The sequence below is a fragment of the Streptomyces sp. ICBB 8177 genome (assembly GCF_003144095.1).
GTDB lineage: Bacteria > Actinomycetota > Actinomycetes > Streptomycetales > Streptomycetaceae > Streptantibioticus_D.
The window spans coordinates 1692794-1712172 of record NZ_NSKH01000018.1 but is presented as its reverse complement, the minus strand read 5'-3'; the positions used below and the strand labels follow the sequence as shown (position 1 = coordinate 1712172).

Here is a 19379-nt window from a genome sequence, read left to right as displayed (position 1 = left end):
AACGGAAGCTACCTTCAAGACCCTTTCACAGGCCCCTCCGGGCTTTCCCTTCGGTGTTTCCAACCTTACCAGATCCGAATTCCGCTTCCGGCTTTCGCATCCGGCCTCCTGCTGGAGCGGGGCTTTCACCGTTCCGCATTCCGCTTTCCGGTGATCCCGACTCTATCAGACCATTTCCGATCCGATTTACCGCCGGGGTTTTACCGACCTGTCGAGCACACACGTTCCCGTGCTGCTCGTCGAGGCGGTTGTGCCAACGTACTGGAGGGGGCGTCCGGATGCAAATCCGGACGCCCCTTCCGATGACGAGCCGTCAGACCTCAACCACCACAGGCAGGATCATCGGCCGACGGCGGTAGGTGTCGGATACCCACTTGCCCACCGCGCGACGGATCAGCTGCTGGAGCTGGTGGACGTCGGCCACGCCGTCGTTGGCGGACCGCATCAGGGATTCCTCGATCTTCGCGACGACCGGAGCGAACGCCGCGTCCTCGATGCCGGAGCCGCGTGCCTGGATGTACGGACCGCCCACCAGCTTGCCGGTGCTGCTGTCCACCACGACGAAGACCGAGACGATGCCCTCCTCGCCCAGGATGCGGCGGTCCTTCAGCGAGGACTCGGTGACGTCGCCGACCGACAGGCCGTCCACGTACACGTATCCCGCCTGGACCTTGCCGACGATCTTGGCGACGCCGTCGTAGAGGTCGACCACCACGCCGTCCTCGGCGATGACCGTGCGGGCCTTCGGGACGCCGGTGGCGATGCCGAGGTCCGCGTTGGCGCGCAGGTGGCGCCATTCGCCGTGCACCGGCATCAGGTTGCGCGGCTTGCAGATGTTGTAGAAGTACAGCAGCTCACCGGCGGAGGCGTGGCCGGAGACGTGCACCTTGGCGTTGCCCTTGTGGACGACGTTGGCACCCCAGCGGGTGAGTCCGTTGATCACGCGGTAGACGGACGTCTCGTTGCCGGGGATGAGCGACGAGGCCAGGACCACCGTGTCGCCCTCGACGATGCGGATCTGGTGGTCGCGGTTGGCCATCCGCGACAGCGCCGCCATCGGTTCGCCCTGGGAGCCGGTGCAGATCAGCACGATCTCCTCGTCGGGCAGGTCGTCCAGCGTCTTGACGTCGACGACCAGGCCGCCGGGGACGCGCAGGTAGCCCAGGTCACGGGCGATCCCCATGTTCCGGACCATCGAGCGGCCGACGAAGGCCACCCGGCGCCCGTACTCGTACGCCGCGTCCAGGACCTGCTGGATGCGGTGCACGTGGCTGGCGAAGCTGGCGACGATGATGCGGCGCTCCGCCTTGGCGAAGACCTGCCGCAGCACCGGCGAGATGTCGCGCTCGTGCGGGATGAACCCGGGGACCTCGGCGTTGGTGGAGTCCGACAGCAGCAGGTCGATGCCCTCCTCGCCGAGCCGCGCGAAGGCGGGCAGGTCGGTGAGGCGGCCGTCGAGCGGCAGCTGGTCCATCTTGAAGTCGCCGGTGTGCACGACCATGCCCGCGGGGGTGCGGATGGCGACGGCCAGCGCGTCCGGGATCGAGTGGTTGACGGCGACGAACTCGCAGTCGAACGGGCCGATGCGCTCGCGGCGGCCCTCCTCGACCTCCAGCGTGTAGGGCCGGATGCGGTGCTCCTGGAGCTTCGCCTCGATCAGGGCCAGCGTCAGCTTGGAGCCGATCAGCGGGATGTCGGGCTTTTCGCGCAGCAGGAACGGGACGGCGCCGATGTGGTCCTCGTGGCCGTGGGTGAGCACGATGCCGACCACGTCGTCGAGGCGATCCCTGATGGACGTGAAGTCCGGCAGGATCAGGTCGATTCCGGGCTGCTCCTCCTCGGGGAAGAGCACCCCGCAGTCGACGATCAGCAGGCGGCCGCCGAACTCGAAGACGGTCATGTTGCGGCCGATCTCGCCGAGGCCGCCGAGGGGCGTGATGCGCAGGGCCCCCTCGCGGAGCGCCGGCGGGGCCGAGAGGTCAGGATGCGGATGGCTCAAAGGTTCTCCTTAGCGCTCGCGCCACGCCCCCACCGGTCCCGCCGTGCGGACCCGTCGTGGTCCGCGGGCTCTGCCGGCCCGGCGTGGCGGTCCCGTAGGACACATGGCGCGAGTGGATCGTGCGATGTTCTGGTGAGTGTTGCCTGTTGTGGCCTGTATTCAGTTGTGAAGTCTTTGGTTAGAGCTGTACCCCGCCCGCGGCGAGATCCTTCTTCAGTTGCTCGGTCTCCTCGGGCGAAAGCTCGACCAGCGGCAGCCTCAGCGGTCCGCCGGGCAGGCCGCGCAGGGCCAGCGCCGCCTTGGTGGTGATCACGCCCTGGGTGCGGAACATGCCGGTGTAGACGGGCAGCAGGCGCTGGTGCAGCTCGGCGGCCTTGGCCACGTCACCCGCGAGGTAGGAGTGCAGCAGGTCGCGCAGCTCGGGCGAGACGAGGTGGCCGACGACCGAGACGAAGCCGACCGCGCCGACCGACAGCAGCGGCAGATTGAGCATGTCGTCGCCGGAGTACCAGGCGAGGCCGGAGCGGGCGATGGCCCAGCTGGCGCGGCCGAGGTCGCCCTTGGCGTCCTTGTTGGCGACGATGCGCGGGTGCTGGGCGAGCCGGACGATCGTCTCCGTCTGGATCGGAACCCCGCTGCGACCGGGGATGTCGTACAGCATCACGGGCAGGCCGGTGCTGTCGGCGATCGCCGTGAAGTGCCGGTACAGGCCCTCCTGGGTGGGCTTGCTGTAGTACGGGGTGACGGTCAGCAGGCCGTGGGCCCCGGCCTTCTCGGCCTGGCGGGCGAGTTCCACGCTGTGCCGGGTGTCGTTGGTGCCGACGCCCGCGACGACGAAGGCGCGGTCGCCGACCGCTTCGCGTACCGCCCGGACGAGCTGCTCTTTCTCCGCATCGCTGGTGGTCGGGGACTCACCGGTGGTGCCGTTGACGACGAGTCCGTCGTTGCCGGCGTCCACCAGATGGGCGGCGAGGCGCTGGGCGCCGTCGACGTCGAGAGCGCCGTCTGCGGTGAACGGCGTGACCATTGCGGTCAGGACCCGCCCGAAGGGGGTCTGCGGTGTGGAGGTCGGAGCCATGGGTCCAACGCTACTCGTAGCCGGTGCCGGAGTGCCCCCTTGGGGACCTTCCGCGAGCTCCGCGAGGGTTGCGCGCCGGTGCGGGCGGGCTCTGGCGGAGGGCGGGGAGTGGGGGGTGGGACCCCGGCGCTGCCTGCTCGGGGGTCCAAGCAGCGCCGGAATCCGTTTCTGAAGCCTAGATGAAGGTCACTAATACCCGCAATTGGGACACTTTGGACGTTGGTTCATCAGGGGAACGGCTCTGTCGCGGGGCGGGCTCGTCACGCAGCGCCCACGACGGCCGATCGGCTCAGGACGGCTGGTCGGCTCAGGGAGCCTGGCGGCCGTTGGCGTTGAACGCGGCGTACGTCAGCGGCATGAGCTTCGCCCACTCCGCCTCCATCCGCTCCGCGACCATCTCGATCTCCCGCTGCGGGAACGACGGCACGGTGGCGCGGTCGTCCTTGGTGCGCAGGCTGAGGAAGTGCATCAGGGAGCGGGCGTTGCAGGTCGCGTACATGGAGGAGAACAGGCCGACGGGCAGCACGGCACGCGCGACCTCGCGGGCGACGCCGTCCTTGAGCATGCGCTGGTAGGCCTCGTAGGACTCCAGGTAGGAGGCCCGCATCGTCTCGGAGACGGCGGCGTGCTGCTCCGGGGAGCCGTGCACGAACTCGTACTTGCCGGGGCGGCCCTGCTGCACGAGCTTGCGGTCTTCGCCGGGCACGTAGAAGACCGGCTGCAGCTCGCGGTAGCGGCCGGACTCCTCGTTGTACGACCAGCCGACGCGGTGCCGCATGAACTCGCGGAAGACGAAGATGGGCGCGCTGACCAGGAAGGTCATCGAGTTGTGCTCGAACGGGCTGCCGTGGCGGTCGCGCATCAGGTAGTTGATCAGGCCCTTGGACCGGTCGGGGTCCTTGCCCAGCTCGTCGAGGGACTGCTCCCCCGCGGTGGAGACCCGGGCCGCCCACAGCACGTCCGAGTCCGCGGCGTTGTGCTTGACCAGTTCCACGCTCACGTCGTCGCGGAACCGGACTTCGGTCTCGGTGGGCTCGGTGGGGGTGTCGGTCACCGGGGATCCTTCCTCGTCGCCCCAGGTCGTCGGCCGTTGCGTCCGGGCGTTCCGGGGCCGCGGGGCGTGGCCCAGCTTACGTGGGCCTCACCGGCCGCGATGACGTGGCGGGATTTGGCGGGTTTCTCGGCGAAATCGGGCACCATGCGGCCGCTTCGTGCGTCTTCTCTTACGAGAGTTCCTCATCGGCTCCACGCAGCGGGCCGACGACTTCGGGAGGGGATCGCGATGTTCCGCCGGGGAGAGCCCGTTCCGTTCGCCTTCGTGGCCGAGGCGGACAGCTTCCGCAGCAACGTGGAGCCTCCGCCCCGGCAGCGCCCGTCACGGTCCCAGATAGCCGGGCGGATATTCGCGACGGTGACCGTCGTCGCCGGCCTGGTGGGCGCCGTGATCCTGGGCACGCCCGCGCTCAACGCCCAGCACTCCGCCGGGTCCGCGCCCCAGCAGGCGGACGTCGCGCACCACCACTGAGCCCGATCCGCCGGTACGGAGCCGCCGATGCGGAGGCCGCACGGCCTGTCGCGGCGCTGGTAGCCTCACCCGTCACGGCCCGCCCCTGACCGAATGGGCGGCCGGGCTGGTCCGCGCACATCCACCGCTGGAAAAGGACATCGCGCCGTGCCCCTGTCTTTCCTCACCTCCGACGCCGGCCAGGACGAGCGCTTCGCGACCGCCGACGTCGCCTCGCGGCGGGCGGTGGAGGGATGGCACCGGCCGTACCAACTGGGGCCGTGGCGGGTGGCGACGGCGTCGCTGCTGCTGGTGCTGGCGTCCTACCTGCTGCTCGCGGCGCTGGTCGAGGGACTGGCGGCCAGTGGGCCCGGCGCGGTCACCCTGCTGGTGGCGGGCGTCGTGGTGATCGCGGTCGCGCTGCGGCTGCTGCGCGTCGGCGTCTGGGTCGGCGCGCACGGCCTGCGGGTCACCACGCTGCTGCGGACGAACACCGTCTCGTGGGACGGCGTCGAGGTGCGCACCGCGCAGCAGCCGGTGCGGTTGCTGGCGCTGCCGCGCACCGTGCAGGGGCAGGCGCTGGTGATCCGCAAGGCGCACGGCGGCGAGCTGCCCACCGTGCTGACCGACCACAGCCCGGACTTCCTGGGCCGCACGGAGTCCTTCGACGTGGCCGCCGACGCGATCGAGGGCTGGGCCACGGACCTGCGCCGCGGCTGAGTCCTTCCAGGCCCGCGCGGCCGCGCCGTCCGGCCAGGCCAGCGCAGCGCTGCCGTCCGCTCAGGCGCGGACCGGGCGGCCGTCGTGCAGGGCGATCGCGCGCTGCATGGCCTTGCGGGCGCGGGGGGTGTCGCGGGCGTCGTGGTAGGCGACGGCGAGCCGGAACCACGAGCGCCAGTCGTCCGGCGCCGCCTCCGCCTCGGCCTTGCGCTTGGCGAAGACCGCGTCGGCGGAGTCCCGGTCGATGCGGCCGCTGGGGGTGCGCACCAGCTCGTCGACGGGCAGGCCGCCCTCCGCGTCCAGTTCCCTCGCCAGCCGGTCGGCGCTCGTCGCGAACCGCGTCGTCTGCACGAGGAACCACACGCCGATGAGCGGCAGCACCAGTACGGCGACGCCGAACGGGATGGTCACCGCGGTGCCCTGTTGCAGGAGCATCACGCCGCGGCTGCCCGCCAGGTAGAAGTAGACGAGCAGCACGGCGGCCGTGACGAAATACGTGATCTTCGCGCGCACAGCGATCAGCCGATCAGTCCAGGTCGAGGAAGTGTTCGAGGCCGAAGGTGACTCCGGGGCGCTCGGCCACCTTGCGGGCGGCGAGCAGGATGCCGGGCATGAAGGACCGGTGGTGCATCGAGTCGTGCCGGATGGTCAGCGTCTCGCCCGAGTCGCCGAACAGGACCTCCTGGTGGGCCAGCAGACCGTGCAGCCGCACCGCGTGCACCGGCACGCCGTCCACGTCCGCGCCGCGCGCGCCCTGGAGGCCGTGCGTGGTGGGGTCCTGCTGCGGCGCGAGTCCGGCGCGTTCGCGGGCAGCGGCGATCAGCTGGGCGGTGCGGGTGGCGGTGCCGGACGGCGCGTCGGCCTTGCCGCGGTGGTGCAGTTCGACGACCTCGACGGACTCGAAGAACCGCGCCGCCTGCTGGGCGAAGCGCATGGTGAGCACGGCGCCGATGGAGAAGTTCGGCGCGATGAGCACGCCGGTGCCGGGCGAGGCGGCGACCCAGCCGTCGAGCAGCGCGAGGCGCTCCTCGGTCCAGCCGGTGGTGCCGACGACGCCGTGGATGCCGGCTGCCACGCAGAAGCGCAGGTTCTCCATGACCGCGTCGGGGTGGGTCAGCTCGACGGCCACCTCGGCGCGGGCGGCGGTCAACGTCTCCAGCGAGTCACCCCGGCCCAGGGCGGCGACCAGTTCCAGGTCATCGGCCGCCTCGACGGCGCGTACGGCCTCGGAACCGATCCGGCCGCCGGCGCCGATCACGGCCACACGCAGCTTGCTCATCTCGCTTCGTCCTTCGGGTTCGGGCGGGTCGGAAGGGGTCGGGGCGTCGCCCGCGGTCCGGGGCGGCGGGACCCGGGTCAGGCCACGGCCTCCTGGAGGCGCGCGGCCCGCTTGCCGTTCAGCGGGCCGATCGCGGCCAGCGACGGCCGCCGGCCCAGCACGTCGCGTGCCACCGCCCGCACCTCGTCGGGGGTGACGGCGCGGATGCGGCCGAGCATGTCGTCCACCGACAACTGCTCGCCCCAGCACAGCTCGCTCTTGCCGATACGGTTCATCAGCGCGCCGGTGTCCTCCAGGCCCAGCACCGTGGAGCCGGCCAACTGGCCGACGGCGCGGGTGAGTTCCTCGTCGGACAGACCGTTCTCGGCGACGTCGTGCAGTTCCTCGCGGCAGATCTTGAGGACCTCGTCGGTGCGCTGCGGCTGGCAGCCGGCGTAGACGCCGAACAGGCCGCAGTCGGCGAAGGAGGAGGTGTAGGAGTAGACCGAGTAGGCCAGCCCGCGCTTCTCGCGGATCTCCTGGAACAGGCGGCTGCTCATCCCGCCGCCCAGCGCGGCGTTGAGGACCCCCAGCGCCCAGCGCCGCTCGTCGGTGCGCGACAGGCCGGGCATGCCGAGCACCACGTGGGCCTGCTCGGTGCCGCGGTCGAGCACCTCGACGCGGCCGGTGGCGCGGATCGCTTTCGCCCCGCAGCGCGGCCCGACCGGCACCGCGGTCGTGTCGTCGAGCGCACCGGCCCGCTCGAAGGCCCGGCGCACCTGCCGTACGACGGTGGCGTGGTCGAGGTTGCCCGCGGCGGCGACGACCAGGTGGGTCGGGTCGTAGTGCTTGCGGTAGAAGCGGGAGATGCGCGGGCGGGTGAGCGCGTTGACGGTCTCGACGGTGCCCAGCACCGGGCGGCCCAGCGGGGAGTCGCCGAGCATCGCGGTGTTGAACAGGTCGTGCACCTGGTCGCCGGGGTCGTCCTCGGTCATGGCGATCTCTTCGAGGACCACGCCGCGCTCGGCGTCCACATCCTCCGGTGTGATCAGCGCACCGGTGAGCATGTCGCAGATGACGTCGACGGCGAGCGGCAGGTCGGAGTCGAGCACCCGCGCGTAGTAGCAGGTGTACTCCTTGGCGGTGAACGCGTTCATCTCACCGCCGACCGCGTCGATCGCGGCGGAGATCTCCAGCGCGCTGCGCCGCCGGGTGCCCTTGAAGAGCAGGTGCTCCAGGTAGTGCGTGGCACCGTTCAGCGCCGGCGTCTCGTCCCGCGAGCCCACGCCGACCCAGATGCCGAAGGTCACCGAGCGCACCCCGGGGATCGACTCGGTGACGACGCGCAGTCCGCCGGGGAGCACCGTGCGGCGCACGGTGCCGACGCCCGCGTCGCCCTTGAGGACGGTGGTGGTACGGGCGACGGCCCGCCCCTCAGAAGAGGGGCGGGCCGTCACGCCACGCTCGCGCGTCGTCACTTGGCGGACTCGTCCTTCGCCGCCTCGGCGTCGCCGTCCTCGCCCTCGATGACCGGGATCAGCGAGAGCTTGCCGCGCTGGTCGATCTCGGCGATCTCGACCTGCACCTTGCTGCCGACCGCGAGGACGTCGTCGACGTTCTCCACGCGCTTGCCGCCGGCCAGCTTGCGGATCTGCGAGATGTGCAGCAGACCGTCCTTGCCCGGCATGAGCGAGACGAAGGCACCGAAGGTGGTGGTCTTGACGACCGTGCCCAGGTAGCGCTCGCCGACCTCGGGCATCGTCGGGTTGGCGATGCCGTTGATGGTCGCGCGGGCGGCCTCGGCGGCCGAGCCCTCGGACGCGCCGATCAGCACCGTGCCGTCGTCCTCGATGGCGATCTCGGCGCCGGTGTCCTCCTGGATCTGGTTGATCATCTTGCCCTTGGGGCCGATGACCTCGCCGATCTTGTCCACCGGGATCTTGATGCTGATGATCCGCGGGGCGTTCGGGGACATCTCGTCCGGGACGTCGATGGCCTCATTCATCACGTCCAGGATGTGCAGGCGCGCGTCGCGGGCCTGCTTGAGCGCGGCGGCCAGCACGGAGGCGGGGATGCCGTCGAGCTTGGTGTCGAGCTGGAGCGCGGTGACGAAGGTCTTGGTGCCCGCGACCTTGAAGTCCATGTCGCCGAACGCGTCCTCGGCGCCGAGGATGTCGGTCAGCGTCACGTAGTGCGTCTCACCCTCGATCTCCTGCGAGATCAGGCCCATGGCGATACCGGCGACCGGGGCCTTGAGCGGCACACCGGCGTTCAGCAGCGACATGGTGGAGGCGCACACCGAGCCCATCGAGGTCGAGCCGTTGGAGCCCAGCGCCTCGGAGACCTGACGGATGGCGTACGGGAACTCCTCGCGGGTCGGCAGCACCGGCAGCAGCGCCCGCTCGGCCAGCGCGCCGTGGCCGATCTCGCGGCGCTTCGGGGAGCCGACGCGGCCGGTCTCACCGGTGGAGTACGGCGGGAAGTTGTAGTTGTGCATGTAGCGCTTGCGCGTCTCGGGCGAGAGCGTGTCGAGCTGCTGCTCCATGCGCAGCATGTTCAGCGTGGAGATGCCCAGGATCTGGGTCTCGCCGCGCTCGAACAGCGCCGAGCCGTGCACCCGGGGCACGACCTCGACCTCGGCGGACAGGGTGCGGATGTCGGTGACACCGCGGCCGTCGATGCGGACCTTGTCCTTGATGACGCGCTCGCGCACCAGCTTCTTGGTCAGCGCGCGGTAGGCGGCGGAGATCTCCTTCTCGCGGCCCTCGAACTGCGGCAGCAGCTTCTCGGCGGCCAGGCCCTTGACCCGGTCCAGCTCGGCCTCGCGCTCCTGCTTGCCCGCGATGGTCAGCGCCTGGGCCAGCTCGTCGCGGACGGCGGAGGTCAGCGCCTCCAGGACGTCGTCCTGGTAGTCGAGGAAGATCGGGAACTCGCCGGTCGGCTTGGCGGCCTTGGCGGCCAGCTCCGACTGCGCCTTGCACAGGGTCTTGATGAACGGCTTGGCCGCCTCGAGACCCGCGGCGACGATCTCCTCGGTCGGCGCCTCGGCGCCGCCCTCGACCAGCTTGATGGTCTTCTCGGTGGCCTCGGCCTCGACCATCATGATCGCGACGTCGCCGTCCTCCAGGACGCGACCGGCGACGACCATGTCGAAGACGGCCTCCTCCAGCTCGGTGTGGGTCGGGAACGCCACCCACTGGCCGCGGATCAGCGCGACGCGCACGCCGCCGATCGGGCCGGAGAACGGCAGGCCCGCCAGCTGCGTGGAGGCGGAGGCGGCGTTGATGGCGACCACGTCGTAGAGGTGCTCGGGGTTGAGCGCCATGATCGTGGCGACGACCTGGATCTCGTTGCGCAGGCCCTTCTTGAACGAGGGGCGCAGCGGGCGGTCGATCAGACGGCAGGTGAGGATGGCGTCCTCGGAGGGGCGGCCCTCACGGCGGAAGAACGAGCCGGGAATGCGGCCGGCCGCGTACATCCGCTCCTCGACGTCCACCGTGAGCGGGAAGAAGTCGAGCTGGTCCTTGGGGTGCTTCGAGGCGGTGGTGGCCGACAGGACCATGGTCTCGTCGTCCAGGTAGGCCACCGCGGAACCGGCGGCCTGACGGGCCAGGCGGCCGGTCTCGAAGCGGATGGTACGGGTGCCGAAGGAGCCGTTGTCGATCACGGCGTCGGCGTAGTGGGTCTCGTTCTCCACTATGGGAATTCTCCTTGTGTCCGCTCCGGGGCGCCTGCCCCGGAGCCTTCCGCGGTGGAGCGCCGCACCGCCGGACACGGCGGTCCCGGCCGGGCCGGTCTTCGATCGAAGCCACCGGGGTGCCACGTCGTGCGGTGGTCGTCCACCGTGCGGCGCGACCCGGGGGCCACTACCGAGGACCGGCGCCTCTGGCACCGACTCGGCGGTCGGCAGGCGCGGGCGCTCCTCCTTTGTTCTGTTCTTTCCAGGCCAGACTACAAACCTCGCGGTCCGGCCACACGTACGGCGAACAACCGTCACACGTACGGCGACATCGGCGCCGCCTCGCGCGCGGTCCTCACGTACGGCAAAGGGAGCGGCCCCCGGGTCGGGAACCGCTCCCCTTCACGACGTCTCAGCGGGCGCCCGCCGCGCCGCGGCGGATGCCGAGGCGCTCGACCAGGGCGCGGAAGCGCGTGATGTCCTTCTTGGCCAGGTACTGCAGCAGGCGGCGGCGCTGGCCGACCAGGAGCAGCAGACCACGGCGCGAGTGGTGGTCGTGCTTGTGGGTCTTCAGGTGCTCGGTCAGGTCGGTGATCCGGCGGGTCAGCAGGGCGACCTGGACCTCGGGGGAGCCGGTGTCGCCCTCCTTGGTACCGAATTCCGCGACGATCTGCTTCTTTACTGCGGCGTCGAGCGGCACACTTACTCCTTGGGTCTACGTGCTCGCGAGCGCCCCTGGTCTGCTTCTCAGGGGAACGTCGGGTACTCGGCGAGCGAGAGGGCCGGGTGGACACACGGCCGTCACCCAGAGTACCAGCCCCTGTCCGAGGGCCGTTCCCGGGCCGGCGGGACCGCCCACGGCCGGGCGGCGGTCCTCGCTCCGGTCAGCCGGAGCCCATCCCCCGCGCGGCCGCGTACACGTCGAGCACCGCCAGGCACAGCGGCACCAGCGACAGCAGCACGGCGCCCTCGGCGAGGTCCAGCAGCCTGCCCCAGAACGGGGAGACCCCCTTCTTCGGCACGATCAGCGCGATCGCGGCCAGCACCCCGGCCCCGGCGGCCACGCTCCCGGCCAGCCACAGCGTACGGATGTCCGCCCGCGCGTGGTCGCCGGCGAGCAGGGCGTGCGCCTCGGCGGCCGGCGGGTGCAGCGCCAGCCCGAGCACCAGCAGCGCGATCGCGCCGAGCCCGGCGACCAGCAGGCAGCCGACCTGGGCGGTGTACCGGAAGAGCCGGGCCCGCATCAGCGCGGCGAGTCCGGTGGCCAGCGCGAGCAGCTGGGCCCAGGCGGAGTGCGAGAAGCCCAGCACCGCGCCGCAGCCCACCACGACCGCGCTGCAACCGCCGACCAGGCCGAGCAGCATCTCGTGGCCGCGCCGGGCCCGCGCCGCGATCCGCACCTCGTCCACCGGCTCGGCGTCCCGCGCCCCGCCGGTGTCGTCCGGGCGCGGCGTGGCGAAGCCGATGGGCAGTCGCGCGAAGCGGGCGGACAGCGCGGGTAGGAACGCGGTCGCGGCGACCGCGAGGACCGCGCAGATCGCGGCGGCGTGGGAGGGAGCCGCCTCGGTGAGGACCGCGGCGAAGGCGGCCAGGGTGCCGACGGCGGCGGCGGTCCCGGCGGCCACGAACGGGGCGTCCCCGTTCGGGGTGAGGGCGATGAGCAGGGTTGACGCGACGAGGACGGTGACGCAGCCCAGCAGGAACTGCAGGCGGCCCGGTCCCTGCCCGGCGTCGGGGGCGACGACGGCGGAGCCCGCGAGCAGCAGCAGCGGCAGCGCGCCGAGCCCGAACGCCACGGCCGAGCCGCGGTCGTCGTAGACCCGGGCGCGCACCGCGGCCAGGGCGGTGAGCAGCACGCCGGCCGCCGCGGCGATCACACCGGGCAGTCCGTGCATGTCGTGGCGCACCGGGTCGGCGCACCACAGCACCAGCGCCGTCAGCGCCAGCAGCAGCACCCCGCCGGTGAGTCCGGCGGCCCGCATCAGCTCCTCGCTCCAGCGGCGGCGGTCGGTGGCGACCGCGGCGGCCACGGCGTCCACCACGTCGTCGTAGACCGCGGGCGGCAGCGACTCGGCGAACGGGCGCAGGCTCAGCACCTCGCCGTCGAGCACGCGTTGGGCGGCGAGGCTGCGGGCGGGGTCCAGCACGGTGCCGTCGCGGCGCACCAGATGCCATCCGGTGGGCGCGTCCGGCGGCTGCGTCTGCCCGGACAGCCGAAGGATCTCGGGGTTGAGGTCGGCGAGCGGGATGTCCTCGGGCAGGGCGACGTCGATCCGGCTGTCGGGTGCGACGACGGTGACGCGGCTGAAGCCGGTCGCTGCGGTCGTGCTCACCTCGCGGTTCCCCCCTTGGGTTTCGTGGTGATGCGGCCAGCAACCCTATCGGGCAAGGACGTTGACGTGTTCAGTAGGATCGTCGATCGCGCGGGGGGAGGCCGTCGCCACCCGGCGGCGGCGCGGAGCTGAGGCCAGCTGACCCGGAAGTCGTCCCCGTCCGCATTGAGGATTGATGCTTCGGTGAGCGTGGTCGTCGTCAAACGCCCGCCCAGGGCGGTGCCGCCCGAGGTGCCCGCGCAGGAGGTCCGGCTGGAGACCCCTCCGGAACTGCCCCGCGGGCAGGAGCAGGGCCTGTTGATGACGCTGTTGCCGATGCTGGGGATGGCCTCCTCGTCGGCGTTCTTCTTCATGCCGGGCACGCAGGCGTTCATGAAGGTGATGGGCGGTCTGATGGTCGCCTCGACCGCGGTGATGGGCGTCACCCAGGCGGTGCGGATGCGGCAGGGCCCCTCGGGGCAGATGGCGCAGGCGCGGCGCGACTACTTCAAGTACCTGGCCGGGGTGCGCAAGCAGGTCCGCCGCACGGCGCACGCGCAGCGCACCGCGCAACTGCACCAGCACCCCGAGCCGGACCAGCTGTGGGCGGTGGTGGCGCAGGGCGACCGGGTGTGGGAACGGCGGGTGAGCGACGCGGACTTCGCCCACGTGAGGCTCGGCCTGGGCGCGCAGCGGCTGGCGACCCCGCTGGTCGCGCCCACCACGGCGCCGGTGGAGGAGCTGGAACCGCTCACCGCGTCGGCGATGCGGCGCTTCCTGGCGGCCCACGGGTCCCTGGACGGGTTGCCGATGGCGATCAGCCTGCGGGCCTTCTACCACCTGACGCTCTCCGGCGCGCCCGACGCGGTGTACGGGACGGCGCGGGCGATGGTGGCCCAGCTGGCGACCCTGCACTCCCCCGAGGACCTGGTGATCGCGGTCGCCGCCGGGCACGGCTCGGCGGACGAGTGGGAGTGGGCCAAGTGGCTGCCGCACACCCAGCTGCCCGGCACGCTGGACGGCGCCGGCACCCGGCGGCTGTTGTGCGCCGACGTTCCCGAGCTGGAGGAGTCGCTGCGGCCGTACCTGGAGGGCCGTCCGCGCTTCCACCGCTCCGCGCAGCCGCTGCTTGACCAGCCGCACCTGGTGATCGTGATCGACGGCGTGACCGTGCCCGCGGAGGCCGCCATCGCCTCGGCCGAGGGGTTCCAGGGCGTCACCGTGGTGCAGTTGCTCCCCGGTGAACTGCGCGAGCCGCTCGGGATGTTGTCGGTCGTCGTCCATCCGCACGAACTGCGCACCGAGACGCCGGACGGCATGGTGTACACCGGCGTGCCCGACGCCCTGCCGTACCCGGGCGCCGAGGCGCTCGCCCGGCAGCTGGCCCCGCTGCGGCTGGGCACCGACGACGGTGAGGAACCGCTGCTGACCAACCTGGAGTTCACCGACATGCTCGCGCTCGGCGACGCGGCGTCGGTGGACGTGGCCAGGACGTGGCGTCCGCGTTCGGCGCACGAACGGCTGCGGGTGCCCATCGGCGTCGGCCAGGACGGCCGCCCGGTCGTCATCGACCTGAAGGAGGCGGCGCTGGAGGGCATGGGCCCGCACGGCCTGTGCGTCGGCGCCACCGGCTCCGGCAAGTCGGAACTGCTGCGCACCCTGGTGCTGGGGCTGGCGGTCACCCACTCCTCTGAGGCGCTGAACTTCGTGCTCGCCGACTTCAAGGGCGGCGCGACCTTCGCCGGCATGTCGGAGCTGCCGCACGTAGCCGCGGTCATCACCAACCTGGCGGACGACCTGACCCTGGTCGACCGGATGCGCGACTCGATCACCGGCGAGCTGCAACGGCGCCAGGAGCTGCTGCGCGCGGCGGGCAACTTCGCCAACATCCACGACTACGAGCGGGCCCGGGCGAGCGGCGCTCCGCTGGAACCGCTGGCCTCGCTGCTGCTGGTGGTCGACGAGTTCAGCGAACTGCTCAGCGCCAAGCCGGACTTCATCGACATGTTCATCCAGATCGGCCGCATCGGCCGTTCGCTCGGCGTGCACCTGCTGCTGGCCTCGCAACGGCTGGAGGAGGGCAGGCTGCGCGGCCTGGACACCTATCTGTCGTACCGCATCGGCCTGCGCACCTTCTCCGCCGCCGAGTCGCGTGCCGCCCTCGGCGTGCCGGACGCCTACCACCTGCCGTCCATCCCCGGCTCCGGCTACCTGAAGTTCGGCACCGACGAGATGGTCCGCTTCAAGGCGGCCTACGTCTCCGGGCCGTACCGCCCGGGCACGACCGCCTCCGGTGACGGCTCGCCGGCCGTTCAGCGGCGGCCCGCGCTGTTCACCGCGGCGCCGGTGCCGGTGACCTACGCAGCGCCCGACCCGGCCGGTTCGCCGCTGCCGGACGGCCGGGACGAGGCGGGTCAGGCGGCCACCGTGCTGGACGTGGTCGCCGGGCGGCTGGAAGGGCAGGGCCCGCCGGCGCACCGGGTGTGGCTGCCGCCGCTGAACGAGGCGCCGCCGCTGGACGAACTCCTGCCGCCGCTCGCCCCCGTCGAGGGCCGCGGGCTGACCGCAGCCGGCTATCCGCACCTGGGCAGGCTGTGCGTGCCGGTGGGCGTGGTGGACAAGCCGTTCGAGCAACGCCGTGATCCGCTGGTGCGCGACTTCTCCGGCGCGGCCGGGCACATGCTCGTCGTGGGCGGGCCGCGTTCCGGCAAGTCCACGCTGCTGCGCACCCTGATCTGCTCGTTCGCGCTGACCCACACGCCGCGTGAAGTCCAGTTCTACGGGCTGGACTTCGGCGGTGGCGCGCTCAGCTCGGTCGCGGACCTGCCGCATGTCGGCGGTGTGGCGTCCCGGCTGGACCCGGAGCGGGTGCGCCGTACCGTCGCCGAGGTCGCGGGGGTGCTGGCGCGGCGCGAGGAGTTCTTCCGCGCGAACGGCATCGACTCCATCGGCACCTATCGCAGGCGCCGCGCCGCCGGTGAGCTGCCGGACGAGCACTGGGGCGACGTCTTCCTCGTGGTGGACGGCTGGGGCGCGTTCCGGGCCGACCACGAGGCGCTGGAGGCGGTCGTCACCGACATCGCCGCCCGGGGTCTGGGCTACGGCGTCCACGTGGTCGTCTCGGCCGCCCGCTACATGGAGGTCCGCGCCGCGCTGAAGGACCTGCTGCTGGGCCGCCTCGAACTGCGCCTCGGCGACACGCTGGACTCCGAGTTCGACCGCAAGGTCGCCGCCAACGTGCCGGCGGGCGTGCCCGGCCGGGGCCAGGTGCCCGAGCGCCTGCACTTCATGGCCGCGCAGCCGCGGGTGGACGCCACCGGTTTCGCCGAGGACCTGCCGCAGGCCACGTCGGCGCTGGTGCGCGCGGTGGCCCAGGCGTGGCCGCACGCGCACGCGCCGAAGGTGCGGCTGCTGCCGCGGCAGGTGCCCGCGGACCGGCTGCCGAAGGGCTTCGAGCACCCGCGCCGGGGCGTGGCGTTCGCCCTCGACGAGAACGACCTGGCCCCGGTCTTCGTGGACTTCGAGACCGACCCGTTCTTCGTGGTGTTCGGCGACAGCGAGTCGGGCAAGACCTCGCTGCTGCGGCTGTTCGCCAAGCAGATCGCCGAGCGGTACACGCCCGAGGAGGCGGTGATCGTCGTGGGCGACTACCGGCGTTCACTGCTGGGCGCGCTGCCCGAGCAGCACCTGCTGGAGTACGCGCCGGTGGCGTCGTCGCTGGAACTGCACATGAACGAGCTGAACGCGCTGATGACCCGGCGCGCTCCCCAACCCGACGTCACACCCCAGCAGTTGCGCGACCGCAGCTGGTGGTCGGGACCGCAGGTCTTCGTCATCGTCGACGACTACGAGCTGGTCGCCTCCGGACCGTCCAACCCGCTGTCGGTCCTGGTGGACAACCTTCCCTTCGCCCGCGACGTGGGCGTGCGCTTCATCGTGGCCCGCAGCACGGGTGGCGCGGGGCGTGCGTTGTACGAGCCGTTCACGCAGCGGGTTCGGGAGCTGGGCGCGCAGGGCGTCGTGCTGTCCGGTGACCCGGCCGAGGGCGAACTGCTGGGCCCGGTCCGCCCGCGCCCGATGCCGCCCGGCCGGGGCTTCTTCGTCTCCCGCAAGAGGGGTGTGCCGCTGGTGCAACTGGGGTGGCTGCCGGGGCATTGAGGGGCGGCGATGCGCTAGCGTCACGTCATCGCATGCGTACAGGGGGTGGGCGAGATGAGCGACACGAACGACGGCGGCACCGGCCTGCGGTTCCCGGCGCCGGGCAGCATGAAGAACCTGGCGTCGAGCCCGGCGGCGAAGAAGGCGGCCGTCACGGCGTTGCACGGTCTGGCGACCGACCTGAAGACGGACGGCTCCAGCGCGGACAGCGCGACGCACGAGGCGGTCGCCGGGCTGAAGGGCTGGGAGACCGCCGCGGGCCTGTCGGACGCGCTCACCGAGTGGCACCGCCAGGTGGCGACGCTGAACGGCCGTTTCACGGCGGCGCAACGGGCGCTGAGCGGCACGAACACGCTCTTCGGCGACAACGACGGCGCGACGGCGTCGTCGTTCGGCACCGGTCCGTTGCTGAATCCGGCGACCGAGTACCCGGTGCCGCCGTACTCCAAGCTGTCGCAGTTCTGAGGGGGACGACCGCATGGTCACGTACCACGAGGCCATGACGGCCGACCTGTCCAAGCTCGGGGACGCCGCCAGGCAGTGGAGCGCGATGGCGGGCAAGTTCGGCGACATGGCCACCACGTACCGCAACAAGGTGCTCAGCGTGAGCACGGACGGCAGTTGGACCGGAGTGAGCGCGCAGGCCTCGGTCGGCACGTCGCTCAGCGACATCCAGGACATCCAGGCCGCCCAGAAGGAGGCCCAGGCGGTCGCCTCGATCCTGAAGGAGGCCGAGGCGAAGCTGGCCCCGTTGCAGAGCGCCCTGAAGAAGACGGTGAGCCGGGCGCAGGCCGCCGGGATGATCGTCGGCCCCGACGGCTCGGTCTCCGCCGACCCGCGCAACCCCGACTACGACCCGCACCTGTCGAAGGACAGCGGTGCCCAGGCCGCCGAGGACTGGGCCCGGCGCATCGGCGACGCGCTGTCGAGTCTTCAGGACGAGGACTACGGGGTACGGGTGGCGCTGGACGCGGCGTCGCGGTACGAGGCCCTTCCGACGGACTCCGACTTCAACGCCTCCGCGGACGGCGACATCGCCCGTGACGACGCCCACGAGGCGGCACGACTCGCGCTGCAACTGGACTCGGCCGGCAAGCTGACCGGCGAGGACATGAGCCACTTGCAGATGCTCATGCGTTCCGGCGACCACGACACGGACTTCAGCCAGACGCTGCTGACCTCGCTGGGCGCGGACAACACGTTGCGGCTGGCGACCACGCTGAACCACCTGTCCAACAGCGGCGCCAAGGACGCCCGTGGCCCGTACGCGTCCCTGGAGTCGGAAGTGGCCCTCTCCCTCGCCTCGGCCACGAAGGACCCGAAGTCGGCGTTCTACCAGCGCTGGGTGAAGCAGCTGACCAAGGCGGGCACCCACAGCTTCGGCGACAACCTGGAGCCGGTCTACGGCTACCAGTCGCTCGTGACCCTGATGAGCCACGGCGGCGACGGCTACGGGACGCAGTTCCTGTCGGACGTGGGCGACGGGATCATCGCCGCCGAGAAGGCGCAGTCAGGGATCTGGAACCCGATCAACGGCAGCGTTCCGCCGGGGACGCTGACCGATCCCCTGGACGGCCTGCTGGGCATCATGGGCAAGGAACCGGCCGCGGCCCAGGCCTTCCTGGACCCCGCCGCCCCGCAGCACCGGCTGCAGTACCTGCTCAACCAGCGGCAGTGGCCGTACGCGGAGGCGGCGGCGGGCGGAACGCTGGTGGCGTTCAAGGGCCCGGCCGACTGCCAGGGCTTCGGAGCGGCACTGGAGGCGGCCACCACGGGCCGCCCGTACGGCAGCAGTTTGCTGAGCGCGGCGGTGCCGCATTCGAAGACGGGTGCGTCGATCATGAGCACGGTGGTCAACACCCTGGGCGGACACCCCGACTGGCTCGACGGCGACGACGACCACCCGGCGAAGTTCGCCAACTTGCGGGCGGACCTCGGGGACATGAGCGCGGATTACATCGCGGACTTCCAGCGGGGGGTGAGCGGCTATACGGACATCTCGTCGTTCGGCGCACCTGCAGACTTCGAAAAGAATGGTGGCCTTGGGAAGGCGGCGGCATTCCTGGGTGCCGTGGGGTCCGATTCTCACGCCTATGCCGCGATCACCGGCGCGAACCAAGCGTTCACCGGCAACCTCATCGACCGGGAGGTGGCCGCGCACAACGGATCCGCGGTGCCGCTGTCCCAGCGGGTCATGAACGCCACGGGCCCGGGCACTACTATTGCGGGTCTGATGAGCGGTGCTCGCGCGCAGGCAGTACACGACTCTTCCGCCCAGAGCGACAAGGACTTCAACGAGAACTCTGCCCTCGCCGACAAGTGGGCCACTCGCATCGTCGCGGTGGGCGCGGACAAGGCACTGGAACACGTCACCGAGGCGGTGCCCATTGTCGGTACCGTCTCGGAATGGGTGCAGGACGACCTCAACGACAGCATCATGGACACCATCAAGCACGACAACGCACTCGCCGCCCGGGCCTCAGCCATGGACCAGTACTCCGCAGCGCGCGATTCAGCTCTCCGGGCGGCCCAAGCGGCGGTCACGCGAGCAGCTCGAATGCACCATCTGAACAGCGCGACGATCACTGACCTTCAGAACACTGTGGCGAATCAGGTCAATACCAGTTTCGGATCCGGGACCGCTTGGGAGAAGGCGCACCATGGATAGGCG

At 71.4% G+C, this 19379-nt stretch carries 14 protein-coding genes; 5 read left to right on the top strand and 9 right to left on the bottom strand.

The features are described from left to right. Positions 1–313: 313 nt before the first annotated feature. The 3 genes from CK485_RS16155 to thyX form a co-directional block, all read right to left on the bottom strand. The gene (locus CK485_RS16155; RefSeq protein WP_109451233.1) at positions 314–1999 is read right to left on the bottom strand and encodes a ribonuclease J; all 1686 of its coding nucleotides are present in this window, start codon (positions 1997–1999) and stop codon (positions 314–316) included. A gap of 178 nt (positions 2000–2177) precedes the next feature. Then, on the bottom strand, positions 2178–3077 hold the full coding sequence (dapA, locus tag CK485_RS16150; RefSeq protein WP_109451232.1) for a 4-hydroxy-tetrahydrodipicolinate synthase: 900 nt from the start codon (positions 3075–3077) through the stop codon (positions 2178–2180). 307 nt (positions 3078–3384) lie between these two features. Continuing rightward, positions 3385–4131 carry an FAD-dependent thymidylate synthase gene (gene thyX / locus CK485_RS16145; protein WP_109451230.1) on the bottom strand — a complete coding sequence of 249 codons (747 nt, stop codon included), beginning with the start codon at positions 4129–4131 and terminating at the stop codon, positions 3385–3387. A gap of 228 nt (positions 4132–4359) precedes the next feature. On the opposite strand from thyX, the gene CK485_RS16140 reads away from it, so the two are divergent. Together CK485_RS16140 and CK485_RS16135 are read left to right on the top strand one after the other, a co-directional pair. Next, entirely contained in the window at positions 4360–4602 is a 243-nt protein-coding gene (locus CK485_RS16140; RefSeq protein ID WP_109451228.1) for a hypothetical protein, read from the top strand. Positions 4603–4749: 147 nt separating this feature from the next. Beyond that, positions 4750–5301 carry a hypothetical protein gene (locus tag CK485_RS16135; protein ID WP_109451227.1) on the top strand — a complete coding sequence of 184 codons (552 nt, stop codon included), beginning with the start codon at positions 4750–4752 and terminating at the stop codon, positions 5299–5301. A gap of 60 nt (positions 5302–5361) precedes the next feature. Here CK485_RS16135 and CK485_RS16130 read toward each other — a convergent pair whose 3' ends face one another. The 6 genes from CK485_RS16130 to eccD all read right to left on the bottom strand — a co-directional run bounded on the left by CK485_RS16130 (position 5362) and on the right by eccD (position 12571). Next, positions 5362–5814 carry a tetratricopeptide repeat protein gene (locus CK485_RS16130; protein WP_109451225.1) on the bottom strand — a complete coding sequence of 151 codons (453 nt, stop codon included), beginning with the start codon at positions 5812–5814 and terminating at the stop codon, positions 5362–5364. Between the two features lie 13 nt (positions 5815–5827). Then, the gene (gene dapB, locus CK485_RS16125; RefSeq protein ID WP_109451223.1) at positions 5828–6580 is read right to left on the bottom strand and encodes a 4-hydroxy-tetrahydrodipicolinate reductase; all 753 of its coding nucleotides are present in this window, start codon (positions 6578–6580) and stop codon (positions 5828–5830) included. Positions 6581–6657: 77 nt separating this feature from the next. Continuing rightward, a complete protein-coding gene (locus CK485_RS16120) occupies positions 6658–8037 on the bottom strand; it encodes a pitrilysin family protein (RefSeq protein WP_109451221.1) in 1380 nt (459 codons plus the stop codon). Continuing rightward, on the bottom strand, positions 8034–10256 hold the full coding sequence (locus CK485_RS16115) for a polyribonucleotide nucleotidyltransferase (RefSeq protein WP_109451219.1): 2223 nt from the start codon (positions 10254–10256) through the stop codon (positions 8034–8036). The genes CK485_RS16120 and CK485_RS16115 overlap by 4 nt, the downstream gene beginning before the upstream one ends. Positions 10257–10650: 394 nt before the next feature. Beyond that, the gene (gene rpsO, locus CK485_RS16110; protein WP_109451217.1) at positions 10651–10938 is read right to left on the bottom strand and encodes a 30S ribosomal protein S15; all 288 of its coding nucleotides are present in this window, start codon (positions 10936–10938) and stop codon (positions 10651–10653) included. Positions 10939–11122: 184 nt separating this feature from the next. Then, on the bottom strand, positions 11123–12571 hold the full coding sequence (eccD, locus tag CK485_RS16105; RefSeq protein ID WP_109451216.1) for a type VII secretion integral membrane protein EccD: 1449 nt from the start codon (positions 12569–12571) through the stop codon (positions 11123–11125). A gap of 183 nt (positions 12572–12754) precedes the next feature. Between eccD and eccCa the strand changes: the two genes are divergently transcribed. Genes eccCa through CK485_RS16090 form a run of 3 tightly spaced genes read left to right on the top strand, consistent with a single transcriptional unit; the run spans position 12755 to position 19376 of the window. After that, positions 12755–16708 carry a type VII secretion protein EccCa gene (gene eccCa / locus CK485_RS16100; protein WP_109451214.1) on the top strand — a complete coding sequence of 1318 codons (3954 nt, stop codon included), beginning with the start codon at positions 12755–12757 and terminating at the stop codon, positions 16706–16708. Positions 16709–16762: 54 nt separating this feature from the next. After that, entirely contained in the window at positions 16763–17173 is a 411-nt protein-coding gene (locus tag CK485_RS16095; RefSeq protein ID WP_109451212.1) for a hypothetical protein, read from the top strand. A 13-nt stretch (positions 17174–17186) separates the two neighbouring features. Next, positions 17187–19376, top strand: a complete 2190-nt coding sequence (locus tag CK485_RS16090) for a hypothetical protein (RefSeq protein ID WP_109451210.1) — start codon at positions 17187–17189, stop codon at positions 19374–19376. The last annotated feature ends 3 nt before the right edge of the window (positions 19377–19379 follow it).